Source organism: Citrobacter sp. Cpo074 (assembly GCF_030332745.1).
In the GTDB taxonomy this organism is placed as follows: domain Bacteria; phylum Pseudomonadota; class Gammaproteobacteria; order Enterobacterales; family Enterobacteriaceae; genus Citrobacter; species Citrobacter portucalensis.
The window spans coordinates 689,243-706,993 of the sequence record NZ_JAOWHG010000027.1; the positions used below are offsets into that span (position 1 = coordinate 689,243).

Annotated in this window: 18 protein-coding genes; 3 read left to right on the top strand and 15 right to left on the bottom strand. The window is 51.8% G+C overall.

What is annotated here, in order from left to right; all coding sequences use genetic code 11:
* Nucleotides 1-59 precede the first annotated feature (59 nt).
* Nucleotides 60-1,451: a cystine/sulfocysteine:cation symporter gene (tcyP, locus tag OGX83_RS07905; protein ID WP_006684833.1), complete on the top strand. Its 1,392-nt coding sequence runs from the start codon at nt 60-62 to the stop codon at nt 1,449-1,451.
* Nucleotides 1,452-1,514: 63 nt separating this feature from the next.
* On the opposite strand, the gene cedA is transcribed toward tcyP, so the two are convergent.
* The 8 genes from cedA to osmE all read right to left on the bottom strand — a co-directional run bounded on the left by cedA (nt 1,515) and on the right by osmE (nt 7,859).
* A complete protein-coding gene (cedA, locus tag OGX83_RS07910; protein ID WP_008784569.1) occupies nt 1,515-1,778 on the bottom strand; it encodes a cell division activator CedA in 264 nt (87 codons plus the stop codon).
* 168 nt (nt 1,779-1,946) lie between these two features.
* Nucleotides 1,947-2,705: a chitin disaccharide deacetylase gene (gene chbG / locus OGX83_RS07915; RefSeq protein ID WP_032943153.1), complete on the bottom strand. Its 759-nt coding sequence runs from the start codon at nt 2,703-2,705 to the stop codon at nt 1,947-1,949.
* A gap of 12 nt (nt 2,706-2,717) precedes the next feature.
* Nucleotides 2,718-4,073 (bottom strand): 6-phospho-beta-glucosidase, encoded by a 1,356-nt coding sequence (locus OGX83_RS07920; protein WP_032943151.1) that lies wholly within the window; start codon nt 4,071-4,073, stop codon nt 2,718-2,720.
* A 124-nt stretch (nt 4,074-4,197) separates the two neighbouring features.
* Nucleotides 4,198-5,040, bottom strand: coding sequence for a transcriptional regulator ChbR (chbR, locus tag OGX83_RS07925; protein ID WP_085951046.1), 843 nt, complete (start codon nt 5,038-5,040; stop codon nt 4,198-4,200).
* 10 nt (nt 5,041-5,050) lie between these two features.
* Complete coding sequence (chbA, locus tag OGX83_RS07930; protein ID WP_048214339.1) at nt 5,051-5,398, bottom strand: PTS N,N'-diacetylchitobiose transporter subunit IIA; 348 nt, start codon at nt 5,396-5,398, stop codon at nt 5,051-5,053.
* 54 nt (nt 5,399-5,452) lie between these two features.
* Nucleotides 5,453-6,811 (bottom strand): PTS N,N'-diacetylchitobiose transporter subunit IIC, encoded by a 1,359-nt coding sequence (gene chbC / locus OGX83_RS07935; RefSeq protein WP_003030619.1) that lies wholly within the window; start codon nt 6,809-6,811, stop codon nt 5,453-5,455.
* Between the two features lie 87 nt (nt 6,812-6,898).
* Complete coding sequence (chbB, locus tag OGX83_RS07940) at nt 6,899-7,219, bottom strand: PTS N,N'-diacetylchitobiose transporter subunit IIB (protein WP_003832547.1); 321 nt, start codon at nt 7,217-7,219, stop codon at nt 6,899-6,901.
* 298 nt (nt 7,220-7,517) lie between these two features.
* Nucleotides 7,518-7,859, bottom strand: a complete 342-nt coding sequence (gene osmE / locus OGX83_RS07945; RefSeq protein ID WP_003030621.1) for an osmotically-inducible lipoprotein OsmE — start codon at nt 7,857-7,859, stop codon at nt 7,518-7,520.
* 210 nt (nt 7,860-8,069) lie between these two features.
* On the opposite strand from osmE, the gene nadE reads away from it, so the two are divergent.
* Entirely contained in the window at nt 8,070-8,900 is an 831-nt protein-coding gene (nadE, locus tag OGX83_RS07950) for an NAD(+) synthase (protein WP_100272572.1), read from the top strand.
* Nucleotides 8,901-9,031: 131 nt separating this feature from the next.
* Nucleotides 9,032-9,919 carry an excinuclease Cho gene (gene cho, locus OGX83_RS07955; protein ID WP_286587733.1) on the top strand — a complete coding sequence of 296 codons (888 nt, stop codon included), beginning with the start codon at nt 9,032-9,034 and terminating at the stop codon, nt 9,917-9,919.
* Here the strand turns inward: cho and ves are convergent.
* The 7 genes from ves to astC all read right to left on the bottom strand — a co-directional run bounded on the left by ves (nt 9,879) and on the right by astC (nt 17,667).
* Nucleotides 9,879-10,454 (bottom strand): environmental stress-induced protein Ves, encoded by a 576-nt coding sequence (gene ves / locus OGX83_RS07960; RefSeq protein WP_003030626.1) that lies wholly within the window; start codon nt 10,452-10,454, stop codon nt 9,879-9,881. The two genes, cho and ves, sit on opposite strands and share 41 nt — an antisense overlap.
* A 353-nt stretch (nt 10,455-10,807) precedes the next feature.
* Entirely contained in the window at nt 10,808-11,293 is a 486-nt protein-coding gene (gene spy, locus OGX83_RS07965) for an ATP-independent periplasmic protein-refolding chaperone Spy (RefSeq protein ID WP_048226767.1), read from the bottom strand.
* 349 nt (nt 11,294-11,642) lie between these two features.
* Nucleotides 11,643-12,608, bottom strand: a complete 966-nt coding sequence (gene astE, locus OGX83_RS07970) for a succinylglutamate desuccinylase (protein ID WP_286587735.1) — start codon at nt 12,606-12,608, stop codon at nt 11,643-11,645.
* Entirely contained in the window at nt 12,601-13,944 is a 1,344-nt protein-coding gene (gene astB / locus OGX83_RS07975; protein WP_003832532.1) for an N-succinylarginine dihydrolase, read from the bottom strand. Before astB ends, astE begins: the two co-directional genes overlap by 8 nt.
* Complete coding sequence (astD, locus tag OGX83_RS07980) at nt 13,941-15,419, bottom strand: succinylglutamate-semialdehyde dehydrogenase (protein ID WP_286587737.1); 1,479 nt, start codon at nt 15,417-15,419, stop codon at nt 13,941-13,943. The genes astB and astD overlap by 4 nt, the downstream gene beginning before the upstream one ends.
* A complete protein-coding gene (gene astA, locus OGX83_RS07985; protein WP_060682309.1) occupies nt 15,416-16,450 on the bottom strand; it encodes an arginine N-succinyltransferase in 1,035 nt (344 codons plus the stop codon). Before astA ends, astD begins: the two co-directional genes overlap by 4 nt.
* Nucleotides 16,447-17,667, bottom strand: coding sequence for a succinylornithine/acetylornithine transaminase (astC, locus tag OGX83_RS07990; protein WP_258735621.1), 1,221 nt, complete (start codon nt 17,665-17,667; stop codon nt 16,447-16,449). The genes astA and astC overlap by 4 nt, the downstream gene beginning before the upstream one ends.
* Nucleotides 17,668-17,751 lie beyond the last annotated feature (84 nt).

Sequence of the window (17,751 nt, forward strand, 5' to 3'; positions counted from 1 at the left end):
TTGCGCCAACAGAATCACCTTTAAACGGTGATACGCATAATAAGATCAGGAGAACGGGGATGAACTTTCCATTAATCGCGAACATTATCGTGTTCGTAGTGCTGCTGTTCGTGCTGGCGCAAGCCCGTCACAAACAGTGGAGTCTGGCCAAAAAAGTACTGGTCGGTCTGGTCATGGGTGTCGTGTTCGGCCTTGCCCTGCACACCATTTATGGCTCCGACAGCCAGGTTCTTAAAGATTCAGTACAGTGGTTCAACATTGTCGGCAACGGCTATGTCCAACTGCTGCAGATGATTGTTATGCCGCTGGTATTTGCGTCTATTCTCAGCGCCGTTGCGCGTCTGCACAACGCCTCTCAGTTAGGTAAAATTAGCTTCCTGACCATCGGCACGCTGCTGTTTACCACGCTGATTGCCGCACTGGTAGGTGTTCTGGTGACCAACCTGTTCGGCCTGACCGCCGAAGGTCTGGTGCAAGGTGGTGCTGAAACCGCCCGTCTGAACGCGATTGAAACCAACTATGTTGGCAAAGTGGCTGACCTCAGCGTTCCGCAACTGGTGCTGTCGTTTATTCCGAAAAACCCGTTTGCCGATCTGACTGGCGCGAACCCGACGTCGATTATCAGCGTGGTTATCTTCGCCGCATTCCTGGGTGTAGCCGCACTGAAACTGCTGAAAGATGATGCACCAAAAGGCGAGCGCGTTCTGGTCGCTATCGATACCCTGCAAAGCTGGGTGATGAAACTGGTTCGTCTGGTGATGCAGTTGACGCCGTACGGTGTTCTGGCGCTGATGACCAAAGTGGTTGCGGGTTCTAACCTTCAGGACATCATCAAGCTGGGTAGCTTCGTCGTGGCCTCTTATCTCGGTCTGGGCATTATGTTCGTGGTTCACGGGATCCTGCTGGGTGTGAACGGCGTTAGCCCGCTGAAATACTTCCGCAAGGTATGGCCAGTGCTGACGTTCGCCTTCACCAGCCGCTCCAGCGCAGCCTCAATTCCGCTGAACGTTGAAGCGCAGACCCGTCGTCTGGGCGTGCCTGAATCCATCGCCTCATTTGCCGCCTCGTTTGGTGCCACGATTGGTCAGAACGGTTGTGCGGGCCTGTACCCGGCAATGCTGGCAGTAATGGTTGCACCGACCGTCGGTATCAACCCACTGGACCCAATGTGGATTGCCACGCTGGTTGGTATCGTGACCGTGAGCTCCGCAGGGGTTGCGGGTGTGGGTGGCGGTGCAACATTTGCCGCGCTGATCGTCCTGCCCGCTATGGGTCTGCCGGTCACGCTGGTTGCGCTGCTGATCTCCGTTGAGCCGCTGATCGATATGGGTCGTACCGCGCTGAACGTAAGCGGTTCCATGACTGCCGGTACGCTGACCAGCCAATGGCTCAAGCAGACTGATAAAACGATTCTGGACAGCGACGATAACGCCGAACTGGCGCATCGCTAAGTCTGTCAGCTAAAAAACAAAAAACCGCCGGAGTATCATGCTCCGGCGGTTTTTTTAAATCCATTAATCCCTTAGTTCATTTTCCTGGCGAACCTGATTAGCCCAGCGCTGTGCTGATTCCGGGACCGTAAATGCAGGCGAACGTTGAAACGCCTCCCCCATTAAGACAAAAGCGACATATTTTCCGCGTAGTATCCATACGTCACGAAACGCATCCATTTTAATCGCATGCTCTGGTGGCGCGGGCTCCACGCGAGGAACATAGCTGATAACCGGACGATTTTGTTGGCGAAGAGGTTTCATAATCAGTTGCTTCACTAAAGACAAATTCTAAAAATCAGAAAACCGCTATCTTAGCCGATTTTGCCACTGGGCGGTGCAAAAACAGCGTATTCATGAAGGGAATGACTATATCGGGGATCGCAGACGGGTTGCAGGTGCTATTTGTGCCACAAGCAAAAAAATGCGGCGCATTAAGCGCCGCAAACTCAGGAATTACACGTTCAGAAAACTGCCAAGACGATAACCGCGCTCCGCAATTGCATATTTCAGTGACGAAGACGTCAGCACGTCGAGCTCAGTTAAGCGGGGGTAACAGTAGGCACTTTGACGAATAATGTCATCGATAAAGGCCGGATGACACATCACTTCCAGCGAAGACTCTCCCCGGTCGGCTGACGCATCCAGCGTCTGTAAAAACAGAGCCTCGGAAATCGCTTCGCCGTAAAACTCGCTGCTGAATCCCTGGGAGGTACGTAACGTTTCCGGAAAATCAGACGCCTGAAACACGGTCTGACGATCGATACGCAATGCAATCCCCTTCTCGGCAGCAAACCCGGCTACGATAGGGAAAATTTGCGGGAACATATGCACATGGTGATGGCTATCCAGATGCGTCGGCTCCCTCCCGAACAGGTCAATAAAACGCTGATACTGCGCGGCCAGTTCCTGAGAAATTTCATCCAGCGGCAAAGTGTCCTCCTCTGCCATCTGCCAGATCCATTTCCCCAGTAATCCGTCACGGGTAAGGCCCGGCATTGCCGTCAACGGCCTACCCAGCGTCAGAACAAAATGCATTCCGACGGCAAGTGCAGGTATGTCGCGACTCAGCTGTACCGCATGGTCAATCGCCGCACCGTTAACCAGTGCCGTTGTCGAGGTGACAACGCCATTACGACAGGCTTCAACAATGCCGTAGTTTTGTCCTTTACTCAGGCCAAAATCATCCGCATTCACTATCAGTACGCGTTCCATAGCCGACCTCAGTTAGTGTTGTTCGCTTTTGAGTTTCTCAATGCACCCGGCGAAGTTTGGCAACCATTTTTCATGCGCCAGGATTAGCTCACGCGCCAGAATCTCGGCATCGCTGTCAGAATGCACCAGCGGACTCAGGTTTAACGCCAACAGCACATCATTCAGCTCGCCGCTCAATGCCGCATTGCTCGCCGCAACCTCAAAGCCTTTAATGGTGTAGATAAGGCCAAGTACTTTCTCATCAAAATGGGTAATACGTGGGTGCGGCGTAGCACCGTTACGTCCGAGCGTGCAGGTCATCTCAACCGCCCAGTCCGCAGGAATGTTATCAACATGTCCATGATGTGGAATGTTGACGTAGTGCTCGGTCTGTTTGTCGTTGTAGATGGCGTTGATCACTTCACAGGCCGCATCGGAGTAATACGCGCCACCGCGCTGCTCCAGCTCTTTCGGCTTAACGTTTAACTCAGGATTTTTGTAGAGGTCAAACAATTGTTTTTCTACTTTTTGTACTACCTGGGCACGTGCGCCGCCCTTATAGTACTCGCCCATTTCGATCGCCAGCATCTCTTTTGGCTTAAAGTAGTACAGCAAATACGAGCACGGCAGCAGCTTCAGCGAACGAATCAACCCTTCGCTGAACGGCAGGTCGAAAATGTTCTTCACGGTGGAAGCTTTCAGTTGTCCAGAAGCCACGCCGTCCAGCAGTTCATCAAAGCGCGATGTACCGTTCACCAGCACGTCTTTAATAAAGACCATGTGGTTCAGACCGAACAGATCGATGGATAAATCATCGCTCTCTTTCAGCGCCAGCACATCGCTAATGAACATTTTCATGCCGACAGGAATATTACACACGCCGATGAATTTCTTAAAATTCGTGTGGCGATAGACCGCTTCAGTCACCATCCCTGCCGGGTTAGTAAAGTTAATCACCCAGGCATTCGGGCACAGTTCTTCCACATCTTTAATAATATCAAAGATAACCGGAATGGTACGCAGACCTTTGAACAGCCCACCCGCACCGTTGGTTTCCTGTCCCAGATAACCGTGGCTCAGCGGAATGCGTTCATCCTTTTCACGGGCTTTCAGTTGCCCTACGCGCAGTTGGGTGGTAACGAAATCAGCATCTTTCAGTGCTTCACGGCGGTCCAGCGTTTTAAACAACTTCATCGGTACGCCGGCTTTGTCGATCATGCGCTGGCAAAGGTCAAAAATAATGTCCAGCTTCTCTTTTCCACCGTCGACATCAACCAGCCACAACTCAGAAACCGGTAATTCATGATAGCGCTTAATAAAGCCTTCAAGTAATTCAGGGGTGTAGCTGCTCCCGCCACCGATAGTGACGACTTTTAATTTCTGGCTCATACTTTCTCCCTTCAGTGTAAAAACACTGACGTGTATTATGCTCAACCCGTTTGTCAGGTATAGCGTGGCTGTCCCGACGCTATTTTGGGCAAGCTATAAAAAATGGGTTATTGGCAAATAATATCTACTGATTAAATTCAGTTAATTTCTTACGGTAGCTATTCGGTGTAAACGACGTCAGCTTTTTAAACGTTTTAATAAACAGGCTTGGGCTACTGTAGCCAGACTCGTAAGCAATATCCGTTACAGAATAGTTCGTCATTTCCAGCTGTTTTTTAGCAAAGTTAATGCGGATTTCATTAATAATCTGCATCGGCGTTTTGCTGTAATAACGCTGGGTAGCGCGGGTCAGATACTCCTGGGATTTCGCGGACAGGTGTACCATATTTTCCAGCGCATTCTCGCTAAACTGCCGTTTGTCGTGCATGGTCTCGACGGTGGTTTTAAGCCACTGCGGAATATCATCCAGCACCTGCTCTTCGCGATGATGGCGTAACCGATTAATAATATAGAAGGTGACCACTTCTACAAATTCATCCAGCCCGCTCTCACGAAAGTTCAGTGATGCAATAACCGTTTCAATGTAGGTAAGAAACGAGTTATTCGCCCGATAGACCTGCGATGCAACGAAACAAAATGGCAGCAGCGGGTGATAGTGCTGTTCAAAAAAACGTTTACTGATACCGACGTTAAGGATCCTTGTCGCACCAAAATCATAAAAACTCTGGTGGTGCGATCCCAACGGGATAAAGACAAAGTCTCCACGCTCGAGCAGTACGCGTTTACCGTTGATTTCCTGATAATAGCGCCCGGTTAAAACCAGGGTAAACTCATAGTAGTCATGCTGATGCAGCCCGCTGATGCTCTCAGTTTTGTTATAGATGAACACATGGAAATTTTTGCCATTAAACAGCTGCTGTTCATAAACGGTTTTGATTTCCGGTGCGTTAATCTGTAGCTGCATTATGCACTCCTCGCTATTTCAGCTTTTCGTGAAGCTCAATCAGTTCAGTCACCAGCTCACGCGCCAGCATTGATGTCATCAGGTGGTCCTGTGCGTGGACCAGCACCAGGCTGACTTTCATTTTACCTTCACCCTGATCGCCTTCAATCAATTTCGTTTGCACGAGGTGCGCTTCGTTCAGCGCCAGACGAGACTGGTCCATCATGGCCCTGGCCGACTCAAAATCACCTTGCTTGGCCATTTTGAGTGCCCCGTACGCCAGGCTACGCGCCTGACCGGAGTTGATGATGAGGCCCATCACCACTTCTTCAAGTTCTTCTGCTTCTGACTGCGTGTCGACGATATTCTCGATATCCAACATACTTTTTTCCTCTGGTTCAGTCCGGCATGACCGTAAAGCCATGCCGGATTAAATTTAGAATTTTAATGCGTTAGCGATATCTTCTTCGCTTTCTTCTTGGTCAATAACGTTCTGCGCTTTGTTGGCTACCACCACGAACGGCAGGTAAACCAGCGTTGCGATACCGAGGTTGAACAGCGCGACCAGCAGAGCAGCGACGCTACCGTTGGTGTTAAAGAACGCGCCCAAACCGGTTGGCATAGTCCACGGTGCAATGTTGGTAATCGGTGGAATAATGCCTGAGTAGTAAGCTGCCAGCGTAATCGCCGCCAGAATCGGTTGCACCAGAATGAACGGGATAAACATCACCGGGTTCATGATGATCGGCAGACCGAACAGGATAGGTTCGTTAATCTGGAACAGACCTGACGGCAGTGCCAGTTTAGCAACCTGACGATAGTCAGGACGACGCGATGCCAGGAAGATAGCGATAATCAGACCCAGCGTTGCTCCGCTACCCCCAAGGAAAATATAGGAGTCGAGCATCGGTTTCGCCCAGACGTGGAACGTCTTACCGGCTTCCAGCGCGGCATCTACGGAACCAAACTGTTGGTAGATAGAGATGTTTTCCAGCGCCCATGGCGTCATGATACCGCTGTCCAGCGCAGTCAGCGCCAGTGAACCGTGAATACCGAAGAACCACAGCAGCGGAACAAAAATCACGTAGGCCCAGCCCACCACGCTGCCCAACGACGCCAGCGGAGTTGAAATGGAATCCATAATGATCTGGTGGAAGTTCGTACCCCAGGTGTTCAATGCCCAGGCGATGATCCCCATAATGGAGAGGATAAGGAAGCCAGGAATCAGCGCAGAGAAAGAGCGCGATACGGATGTCGGTACGCTATCAGGTAATTTAATGACCCAATTGCGACGAACCACAAAGGTGAACATTTCCGCGACCGCAAGGCCGATAATAATACCGGAAATAATATTGGCACCGCCGAGCCAGTTCGCGCCAACGGCATAGGCTTCCCCCACGCTATAAGGCGTTACGGTCATAAACGCGGCGACGGATAACAGCCCGGCAGCCAGTGAGTCGACTTTACGTTCTTCTGCCAGCGCCATGCCGATAAAGAACGGTGCCATCAATGACATGATACCCAGCGTACCGTTATAGACGTTTCCACCAATGCCTTTCAAGCTATTCAAAGTTTCAATAGTCGAAGCATCAAGTCGAATGCCCATTGAATAAAAAAACGACCCCTCCCCAAAGCTCAGGAAAACGTTATTGATTAATACAAACATGGCCCCTGCGAGGGTTAACGGCATTAAACGAATAAAACCGTTCTTGATTGCATTAACGTGTGGCTGCTTTCCAATTTTTACAGCAAAAGGAAGGAGTACCTTTTCAAGTGAAGCAATAGCGTTACTCATAGAAAAATACCCTTAAATACCGCAATTAATAATTGCGGTGAATGTTAATGAAATAACTCTTTGACGGGAAAAATTAAAATAAAATAATTAATTTGCTGCGGCTTTTTTAATTGCTGCAACAGCAGCCTTAAGCACGCCTAAACCATCGACTTTGCCATACAGCAGCGAGTCAATCACTTCCACAGGCTTGTTGGGTAACAAACGCTGAATTTCGGGCAACATATAAGCAATTTGTGGACCTAATAACACGACATCGGCGACAGGACCTTTTTCTCCGGCCAGCGTTTCAGGAAATGCTTCAATAATAACCGGCACTTCGTATTTTTCGGCCTGAGCACGCATCTTCGAAACCAACAATGAAGTCGACATGCCCGCAGAACAAAACAGATAAATGTGTTTCTTTTCCATTAAAACGATCCTCATGTGCGATTATCTGTCAACCAGACACTCCGCAAGCCATAACCTGCATCCATGCTCTGGGTAACTTGCGTCAGCTAAATTACTTTTTTAGGTGGCTGAAATGAGTATACGGGATTGCACCGGTGGATGGTATTTCCTTGACCAACTAAATTGTCTCTCCTTGACCTGTCGTTATGACCCCCCTCACATTTCGGGCAAATAATTCGCGGCAATAAATAAGATCGTTCGGCACAAAAAAACCGGCGCGATGGCCGGTTCTTCTGAATGCTCAGGCAATAAGCAGTTGTTACTTCTTCGCCGCCTGCGGGTCAGTGTCGTACTCTGCGCAGGTCTGGTAACCGGAGTTAATCACATGTCCGGTGTCGTCTAAAGCAACAAAATAGGTTTCAGCTTTACCATCTCGTTGACCCAGGATGTAGGTCTGGCATGTCCCGCGCGCATGAATCATACTGACTTCAGAAGAAGGTTTACCGGCAATCTGCGCCACCTGCGCCCTGCTCATCCCTTTCTTCACATCTTTCACCACGGGCTGAACAAATTGGTCTTTGGTGCGATCGTAGGCCGTACACCCTGCCAGCATAGTCAAAACAGCCGCTGCGCTTAGAATTCCTGTTAGGTTCTTGTTCATATTCCGTCCTCTTGTATTTCAGCGTGTTATATAAGCCTGGAGCACAACAACACATTTTTCAAGCAATCAGATGATACTTAGGTCGTTTCGGAAAATTCTATTAAAACAAAATGATGTTAGATCAGGCCTGCATCCCTTGTCGTTTGGGTCCCAACGCGTTAGCTTTAACACATCATTTTTTTGATCATTTCATTTTTCGGAGGGGGTTAAATGACTCTGCAGCAAGAGATAATCCAGGCGCTTGGCGCAAAACCGCGAATTAATGCAGAAGAGGAAATTCGCCGCAGCGTGGATTTCTTGAAATCCTACCTGCAAACGTACCCTTTTCTGAAATCACTGGTATTAGGGATAAGCGGCGGACAGGACTCAACGCTCGCGGGAAAACTTTGCCAGATGGCTATTTCCGAGCTTCGCGAAGAAACGGGGAATGACGCGCTGCAGTTTATTGCCGTACGTCTGCCGTATGGCGTTCAGGCTGATGAACAGGACTGTCAGGATGCCATCGCCTTTATCCAACCTGACCGCGTGCTCACAGTAAATATTAAGGGTGCGGTACTGGCCAGTGAACAGGCCCTGCGTGAAGCGGGTATTGAACTGAGCGATTTTGTCCGTGGCAATGAAAAAGCCCGTGAACGTATGAAGGCCCAGTACAGTATCGCCGGAATGACCAGCGGTGTTGTCGTGGGTACCGATCATGCAGCAGAAGCCATCACCGGATTTTTCACCAAATACGGCGATGGCGGTACTGACATTAACCCTATTTTCCGCCTGAACAAGCGTCAGGGTAAGCAGCTGCTTGCCGCACTGGGTTGCCCGGAACATTTATATAAGAAAGCGCCAACGGCCGACCTCGAAGACGATCGCCCTTCTCTGCCGGATGAAGCCGCATTAGGCGTCACCTATGACAACATCGACGATTATCTGGAAGGAAAAACGCTGGCTGCCGACATCGCGAAAAAAATTGAAGGCTGGTATCTGAAGACCGAACACAAACGTCGCACACCGATTACGGTGTTTGATGACTTCTGGAAAAAAGCGTAATTTTTTTAGTCACATATTGCCGGATAGCACTGGGATCACCGCTGTCCGGCCACTCTTCCTTGTCTGATGCCGCTTTTTTAATCGGTTTCAAACTGCTACACTGGATGAATAACCAGCATCCGGAGTGAGAAGTGGTACGGCGTCAATCAGCCCCACGCCTGACATTTGAGGCAGCGGCAATCTATGAATATCCTGAACACCTGCGTCCATTTTTGAGTGCGCTGCCCACCGCGCCAGGCGTCTATCTGTTTCACAGTGAAAGTGACACTATGCCGCTCTACATTGGTAAAAGCGTCAATATTCGCAGCCGCGTGCTGGCACACCTGCGTACCGCAGACGAAGCGGCAATGCTGCGTCAGGCCAAACGCATTAGCTGGATTTGTACGGCGGGAGAAATTGGTGCCCTGCTGCTGGAAGCGCGGTTGATCAAAGAACAACAGCCGTTGTTTAATAAACGACTGCGGCGCAATCGTCAGCTTTGCGCCTTGCAGCTTACCGACCGAACTGTTCAGGTTGTCTACGCACGAGATATTGATTTCTCCCATGCACCCAATCTGTTTGGCCTGTTTGCCAATCGTCGCGCAGCGCTACAAGCGTTGCAAAGCCTCGCGGATGAACAACAGCTGTGCTACGGCCTGTTGGGGCTGGAACCCCTGAGCCGCGGGCGCGCCTGTTTTCGCTCCGCGCTTAAACGCTGCGCCGGAGCGTGCTGCGGGAAAGAGAGTCATGAAGCGCATCATTTGCGTCTGTTAGCGGCGCTGGAAAGAGTGAGAGTGATTTGCTGGCCATGGAGCAATGCCATTGCCTTGCAAGAAACCGGTGCCGAAATGACACAGTACCATATCATCAACAACTGGCTGTGGCTGGGAGCCGTTTCAACGCTGGATGAAGCGACTACCCTGGCGCGTATGCCAGCAGGCTTTGACCATGATGGCTACAAAATTCTCTGCCGGCCTGTTCTGTCTGGTCAATATGACATTATTGAACTGCATCCGGAGAATGCCCCGGCATCCAGTTAATCTCGCTGAACAGCAATTTTCCCTCGCGTTCCAGCAGTCGTAATGTGTGTTTGCCGTCATGCCAGCTCGCACCCTGGTCGGCCGTTAGCAGTTTATCGCCCAGTTGCCAGGCGCCGCTGATAACAAACACCACGCCGCCGCGTGAACCAAAGGTCGTAAAGGTGCGATCGGCCACTCTGACTTTTGCCTGGCAAACATCTCGTCGGGTCATGATATTAAAATCCATCGACATCTGCCCTTCCGTCAGCTTCGCTTTTACCACCTTGTCACCGGCAAAGGTAAAAGGCTGATGCTGTTTCAGGGTATGCGTGAAGGTGTTCGACTCTTCCAGGGTCACTTCTCCGCCTTCCAGCAGGGTAATCACGCGCTCTACACCCGGGAAAAGTGAAAACTCGCCGTTTGCTGCAATGGAGGCGATACTCGCCCGCCAGTGAAAATCTCGTGTTGCTGGCGGAAAACAGCAAATCTCACGCGTTTCTCCCGCACCATTCCGCCAGAGGTTAACCGGCATTTTGCGGATATCAAAGTATTCCATCATCCCTCCAGAAAGGAGCAGCATGGCAGCCTGCCGTAAACAGACAGCCATAAATCATCATTATTATGTTCACCCTGCAGATTATTGTTATCGGCAGCAGAGTTGATTTGCCTTAGCGATGAACCCGGCATTTTGCAAAAAAGAATAACGCGCTGATCCAGGTAGAATTTTCGCGGGCTTCAGGAGAATAGCGTGTCGTGCGTCCGGTGCAATAGGCAGAAATGAAAAAACCGCCGATCCTGCCCACATCGTTATACGTGTTGTGGACAAGAGCGGCGGTCTTGAGTTTGGTTTCACACTGTGCGGCAATCAGCGCGACACAGTGTGAATGATTTAGTGTAGACGCTGATCGATTACTCGGCAGCTTCCGGCATTTTACCTTTCTGCGCTGCACGTTCTGTCAGACGCTTCTCAAAATTGGCATTAAACTGCTTTTTCTGTTCCGGGGTCAGAATGTTGTAAATTTTGTTCTGGGTTTCCATATGCGCCAGCATGTTGGCTTTGCGCTGTTCTTCCATCTTCGCAATCTGCGCTTCGGCTTTCGCTTTATCGAAGCTATCGCTGGCGATGATATCGTGCATTGCACGGCGTTCTTCCAGCGGCGGACGTTTCATCTGATCGCGCTGGCCTTTCATGATTTCGCGAATCTGCTGTTTCTGCGCGTCGGTCAGGTTCAGGTCTTTGAACATCATGTCGTGATGCGGGGCGAACTTGCCGTTGTGGTGCATCATCGGTTTGGCATCCGCTGGTGCAGCTGTTGTAGTGTCAGCAGCATGAGCCAGGTTCGCAGCACCCAGCGCCAGAGTAGAGGCAACAACCAGAGCAGTCAGTTTACGCATAATTTTTATCCTTTCTTTCAGTTATTTTTACGACACTCATGCGACTCTTATGCAATGTGATGTCGTGTTGACGAGATTAACTTTACCGGCTTAAGCGTCAATTAATCAGAGCAACGGTAAAACAGTGAAAGTGTAAAAAACAAACTTTCATCAATTATGAAGAAAAAAAGAATAAATTGCGCAGAGTTGCAATAAAAAATTACAACCGGATGATTTTGAAAGAATTATGGAGAACTATACCTGAACCCTGATTATTAAGAAAGCAATTCACCAGGAATAATCCGTAATAAATAAAAACAGCACGCAAAAATAAGCCCTAAAGGATAAACCTGCAGGGCGAATATATTTGTCACAACTTTTCGAGCATCAATCCGGCACGTAAACCACAGGCCACGTTAGGGTTGGGAAAGAGAACGTATTCAACATCATGGGTGACGATAAAACGTTCATCTCCGTCCTGCGCCAGCAAGGTGCCTTCTTTAAAGGGGGTAAAGTTTAGCGTCTGGTTATCCATGTGGAGAATGAAATCGTCGCTACGACGCGTGATTTGCGACACCACGCGATAACGCAGCGGGGATATTTCTTTCGTCGGCACCCGCTCACCCCGCAGCAGTTTCTCCAGTGCGTCTGCCGTTTGTGCAAACTGGGTGAGGTCGTTTTGTCCAAACGGCAGCGCTTTACCCAGTTCCAACGTACAGGCCAACGCACCAAAATGTTCCCCGCTAAAATGGGTGAACGTGCCGCCAGGCGTCTGATGGAAAACCAGCGCTTCCAGTCCCGCATCTCCCAGCCATTCAAGAAAATCCTCGTCCCAGGCAACGTTGCGTTGTGGCAATACGCCAAAGCGCAGATGCTGTGAACCGCGGATCGCGGTGTGCAGATCCAAATGCCAGCGCACAGGCTCCTTTGCGCGCGAATAAAAATCTTCAAGACACAGCTCAAGCTCGTGGGCTCGGTGCGTTTCTTCACTCGCGGTAAAAATCTGCCACCGGCCGCCAAACATACGATTCAGGTCGCTATGACAATATCGTTTTCCCGCAGCCAGCGCCTGCGGGTTTCCCAGAATCACCAGCAGCCGCCATGTCAGTGTCAGCTCGCCGCTAAACAGACTGGAAAGCAATGAATCGAGTATCTCTACCGGCGCGGTTTCATTGCCATGGATCCCCGCAGACAGCACCAGTGAATGTTCAACGGGTGCAAGCGGCGTCAGTTCCAGAATTCCGTGACCGATCCACTGCCAGTCAAAACCATGAGTGGTTCCTTGCGTTTTCTCTGGAGTGGCGCCTGCGAGCGTGATCGCCAGAAAGTTATCCATGGCGCATCCCCTCCTGCTGGAAAGGATACACTGAGCCGAGGTTGAGCAATTGCGTCAGCGTATCCAGCGCTTCACGCCCCTCGCGCAACAGCTGTGGGTCGGCAAGGTCGGCAGCGGTAAGACGATCGCGATAGTAACGGTCAACCCAGTTATTCAACGTGTTAAACAGCGTGTCGTTCATGATAACCGCCGGATTCACCGCCTGCTGTTCCTGCGGAGTGAGCACCACTCTCAGGCGCAAGCATGCCGGACCACCGCCGTTGGACATACTTTCACGCAGATCGAATACCCGCAGGTCATCGATCGGATTGTCTTCCTCGAGAAGCCGGTTCAAATACCGCCACACGCCAGCATGCTCCCGACACTCCTGCGGCAGGACCAGCATCATCGAACCGTCACTACGACTCAGCAACTGACTGTTAAACAGATAAGTGGTCACGGCATCCTGCACCGACACTTCCGCTGTCGGGACTTCCAGCGGGGTAAAACCTGCCACCTGACTGCGCAACTGCTCTAACAATGCCTGCTGTCTGACAAACGCCTGCTGATGACAAAACAGCACCTGGCGATTCGATACCGCAATCACATCGTTATGGAACACGCCAAGATCGATAACGTCCGGGTTTTGCTGGGCAAAAATGCGCTGATGTGGGTTGACCTGATTCAGTCGCGCGACCGCTTCGCTGGCCTCACGGGATTGCCTTGCCGGATAGCGCTTCGGTTGGGATGCATTGCCTTCTTCACGACCGTAAACAAACAGCTGTACGCCGGGGTCACCGTAATCTCCACCCAGCCGGTTATGGTTTGCCGCCCCTTCATCACCGAAAAGCGCAACCTGGGGCAACGCGCCGTGGACCGCAAAGCTATTCTCATCACGGAAAATCGCCCGTAACAATGCTTCGGTAGTAGGCGCTTCCAGTGAACGGTGGAACTTATTATTCAGATTCGCCACCGTCAGATGCACTTTCCCGTCCAGCGAGTCTGCCGAAGGGCAAACCGTTGCCGCATTCGCTACCCACATAGGCGATGCGGAGCTGGCACTGGAGAGCCAGTGAGGCGCCTGACGCGACACTTTATCCAGCACCTGTTCGTCACTGCCGCTAAAACCCAACTGACGCAGAACCGGAATATAAGGCCGCTCGTGGGGCGGGATCACCGCCTGAGGAAATCCTGCATCCGCCAGTGCTTTCATCTTTAGCAGACCTTGCTTTGCCGCCAGACGCGGGTTCGACACCTGAAATCGATGTTTGGTTGAGGCCTCATTACCAAATGACAATCCAGCATAGTGGTGAGTTAGCCCCACCAGACCATCAAAATTTACCTCACGGGCTTTCATAGCTTATCCTCGCGAGAAAAATCCAGTCCGGGGCTAAGCGCCGATGGCAGCGTTAAGGCCGGGGATTCCAGACTTGCCATCGGCCAGGCGCAATAATCTGCGGCATACCACGCGCTGGCGCGATGGTTCCCGGAAGCGCCTACACCGCCAAACGGTGCGGTACTCGCAGCGCCGGTTAACGGCTTATTCCAGTTGACGATCCCTGCCCGCGCCTCCAAAAGTAGCTGTTCAAACTGGCCGCGATCGGGCGAAACTAACCCACACGACAATCCAAAGCGGGTGTTGTTCGCCAGACGAATCGCATCATCAAAGCTGTCATAACGCCAGACGCCGAGCAGCGGACCGAAAACCTCTTCATCAGGTACGTTCCCCGCCCCGGTCAGTTCGATGATTCCAGGGGTCAGCAGTGACGTTCCGGCATTTACCAGACGTGGCGCTAACAGCGTACGACCGCCCAACGACGCCAGACGCTGCCAGGCATCATAGACGTGCTGCGCGGCCTGTTCGGAAATCAGTCCACCCATAAATGGCTGCGGTTGTGCATCCCAGTTGCCGGGCACTAAACGCTGACTAACCTCCACCAGACGCGTCAGGAACGCATCACCCTGCGCGCCTTTTTTTACGAGCAGGCGGCGGGCACAGGTACAGCGCTGTCCGGCGGTGACAAATGCGGATTGAATAGTCAGATGCACCGCGGCATCAATATCCTCCGGATTCTCAATAATCAGCGGGTTGTTGCCCCCCATCTCCAGCGCAAGGATTTTTTCCGGCTGGCCGGATAACTGCTTATGCAGCTGATAACCGGTATTCGCACTGCCGGTAAACAGCAGGCCATCGAGGTCTTCCAGCGCACTCAGCGCCTGCCCCGTTTCACGTCCGCCCTGCACCAGATTCAGCACGCCCGGCGGCAACCCCGCCTGCTCCCACAGTTTTATTACTGCTTCACCGGTCCACGGCGTCAACTCGCTGGGTTTGAAAATCAACGTATTGCCTGCCAGCAATGCCGGAACAATATGACCATTGGGTAAATGTCCGGGGAAGTTATACGGACCAAAAACCGCCAGCACGCCGTGTGGGCGATGGCGCAACGTTGCCGCACCATCCGGTAGTTCGCTGTGCTGCTCACCGGTACGGGCGTGATAAGCTTTGACGGAGATGGCGATTTTATTGATCATCGCCGTCAGTTCAGTCGCGGCTTCCCAATGAGGTTTTCCGGTTTCCTTGCCGATAATCTGAGTTAGCTCGGCTTTATTGCTTTCCAGCAATAAAGCAAACTTTTCAACAATAGTCTGGCGTGCGCTGAAAGGCTGTTTAGCCCAACCGGCAAAGGCTGCGCGTGCGGCCTGGCACGCTTGCGTCACCTGCATTGCATCTGCATCATTACCGTGCCACAGCACATCACCGCTTACCGGGTTGGTTTTCACCCGACGCTCGCCCAGACCCGTCACCCAGTCACCGTTTATCCATAGTGTCATGCTGTTTTCTCCTCTGCACAAAGACGTACAAAACGTACATGGTCGCCCGCGTGGCATTTCAGGGCATCCAGTTGCGCCGCCGTCAGTACCAGACGTTGGGTATCCGGGTCTGCGCGAACCAGCATGACGCGGAAATTTTGATAGTTTTCATTGGCAACCAGACAGGCCGGATAATCGCCGGTTGCTGGCTGACCTTCCGCCACTTCCACCAGCCTGCTTTTACGAATAGCCCGAACCCGGTCGATATCGCATTCCAGCGTTGGCCCGCCGTCGAAAATATCGACATAGTTGCGGTAGCGAAATCCTTCTTTCTCCAGCACCGCCCGCGCCGGGGCAGTTTGCGGATGCACCTGACCAATCACGCCTTGCGCTTCATCAGACAGAAAATGGGTATAAATAGGATGCTTGGGCATCAGTTCAGCAATAAAGGCTTTCTGTCCTGTTCCGCAGAGAAAATCCGCCCGGCTAAACTCCATCGAGAAAAATCGTTTGCCGAGGCTTTGCCAGAACGGCGAGTAGCCATGCTCATCGATCACGCCGCGCATCTCGGCCACGACCTTCTCATTGAATCGATCGCGAAAGGCCGCCATAAACATAAAACGCGACTTCGACAGCAAATAACCGTTGCCCTCTTTACGCCAGTCCGGATCGAGAAACAGAGTGCAAAGTTCGCTACTGCCCGTATGATCGTTACTCAGAAACAGCGTCGGCAGCGCGTTATAGACATTCAGTTCTTTCGAGGCGTGGACCAGCGTACCAACCCGATAGTTGTACCAGGGATCGTTTAGCCCTACCGCCACCTCAATGGCGCAAATCCCGGCCACGGTTCCGCTGGTACTGTCTTCAAGCACAAACACATATCCCTGCTCACTTTTTGGCAACTCACCGCGCCAGGTTTGGAGTGAACGTTCGATACGCGCCATCAGCGTAGCTTCATTCGCCGGTAGCGAGGTCAACCCGCCGCCGGTCTTACTGGCAAGCTGCATCAACGCGGTGATATCCGCGCGTTCAATGGGACGAATCACCATCATGATGAACCTCCTGCTTTAATGCGTTCGCAGGCCAGCGCAAAGCGATCCAGTCCGGTGGCGACTTCTTCTTCGCTGACGTTGAGCGCTGGCGCAAAACGCACCACGTTAGCGCCAGCGATCAGTACCATCACCCCGGCAACAGCCGCTTCTTGCGAGATGAGTTTCGCTTTCCCGGCAAATTCCTCGTTCAGCACGCAGCCGATCAGCAGTCCGAGTCCACGAATTTCACTAAACAGTCCAAAACGTTCGTTAATGGCGTTTATACGCTCCACAAACCAGTCGTGGCGCTGTTTTACTCCGTTGAGCACTTCCGGTGTATTCACAATTTCCAGCAATTTACCTGCCACCGCCGTCGCCAGCGGGTTTCCGCCGTACGTTGTACCGTGTGTACCAACCGTCATCACGGTGGCGCAACGCTCTGTCGCCAGCAGTGCGCCGATGGGGAAACCACCGCCCAGCGCTTTTGCTGTCGTCAGCAGATCCGGCGTCACGCCGTAGTGCATATAGGCATACAGCTCCCCGGTACGGCCAACGCCGGTCTGAACTTCATCAAAAATCAGCAGCGCATTATGGCGATCGCATAACTCACGTAGCCCCTGCAAAAAGGCTTTTGTTGCCGGTACCACACCGCCTTCACCCTGCACAGGCTCCACGATAACCGCACAGGTGGTGTCATCAATCAGTTGGCTGGCAGAATCGAGATCGTTGTATACGGCATGACGGATATCCGGCGGCAGCGGCGCGAAATCCTGTGAATAGGCAGGCTGTCCTCCGGCGCTGACGGTAAACAGCGTGCGGCCATGGAAAGCATTTTTAAACGCTACAATCCCGCTCTTCTGGCTGCCAAAACGATCGTGGGCATATTTACGCGCCAGTTTTAGTGCCGCTTCGTTGGCTTCTGCACCGGAGTTACAGAAGAAAATGCGCTCGGCGAAGGTGGCGTCAATCAGCTTTTTCGCCAGACGCAGTACCGGCTCGTTGGTGTAGCCATTTCCCGTATGCCAGAATTTGCTCGCCTGGTCGTTTAATGCCTCGCGCAATGCCGGGTGGGCGTGACCCAGCGCGTTAACCGCAATGCCTCCCGCGAAATCGATATACTCTTTACCCTGCTGATCCCACAGACGTGAACCTTCACCCCGCACCGGAATAAAAGGGGCCGGAGCGTATACGGGCATCATCCATTCATCAAAATTTTCACGCGTAATTGACAGAGACATAGCGACCTCAACGGTAAATAAAAGGTTATTTATATGTTAATAAATATAGTGTTTGCGGTGTAAATGTAGATTGCAGGGTTCGTG

Bases quoted from the DNA above. Each gene is read 5' to 3' on its own strand.
- tcyP (WP_006684833.1), top strand. From the start codon at position 60: ATGAACTTTCCATTAATCGCGAACATTATCGTGTTCGTAGTGCTGCTG.
- chbG (WP_032943153.1), bottom strand. From the start codon at position 2,705: ATGGAACGCGTACTGATAGTGAATGCGGATGATTTTGGCCTGAGTAAA.
- OGX83_RS07920 (WP_032943151.1), bottom strand. From the start codon at position 4,073: ATGAGCCAGAAATTAAAAGTCGTCACTATCGGTGGCGGGAGCAGCTAC.
- chbA (WP_048214339.1), bottom strand. From the start codon at position 5,398: ATGTTGGATATCGAGAATATCGTCGACACGCAGTCAGAAGCAGAAGAA.
- chbC (WP_003030619.1), bottom strand. From the start codon at position 6,811: ATGAGTAACGCTATTGCTTCACTTGAAAAGGTACTCCTTCCTTTTGCT.
- chbB (WP_003832547.1), bottom strand. From the start codon at position 7,219: ATGGAAAAGAAACACATTTATCTGTTTTGTTCTGCGGGCATGTCGACT.
- osmE (WP_003030621.1), bottom strand. From the start codon at position 7,859: ATGAACAAGAACCTAACAGGAATTCTAAGCGCAGCGGCTGTTTTGACT.
- nadE (WP_100272572.1), top strand. From the start codon at position 8,070: ATGACTCTGCAGCAAGAGATAATCCAGGCGCTTGGCGCAAAACCGCGA.
- ves (WP_003030626.1), bottom strand. From the start codon at position 10,454: ATGGAATACTTTGATATCCGCAAAATGCCGGTTAACCTCTGGCGGAAT.
- spy (WP_048226767.1), bottom strand. From the start codon at position 11,293: ATGCGTAAACTGACTGCTCTGGTTGTTGCCTCTACTCTGGCGCTGGGT.
- astE (WP_286587735.1), bottom strand. From the start codon at position 12,608: ATGGATAACTTTCTGGCGATCACGCTCGCAGGCGCCACTCCAGAGAAA.
- astB (WP_003832532.1), bottom strand. From the start codon at position 13,944: ATGAAAGCCCGTGAGGTAAATTTTGATGGTCTGGTGGGGCTAACTCAC.
- astD (WP_286587737.1), bottom strand. From the start codon at position 15,419: ATGACACTATGGATAAACGGTGACTGGGTGACGGGTCTGGGCGAGCGT.
- astA (WP_060682309.1), bottom strand. From the start codon at position 16,450: ATGATGGTGATTCGTCCCATTGAACGCGCGGATATCACCGCGTTGATG.
- astC (WP_258735621.1), bottom strand. From the start codon at position 17,667: ATGTCTCTGTCAATTACGCGTGAAAATTTTGATGAATGGATGATGCCC.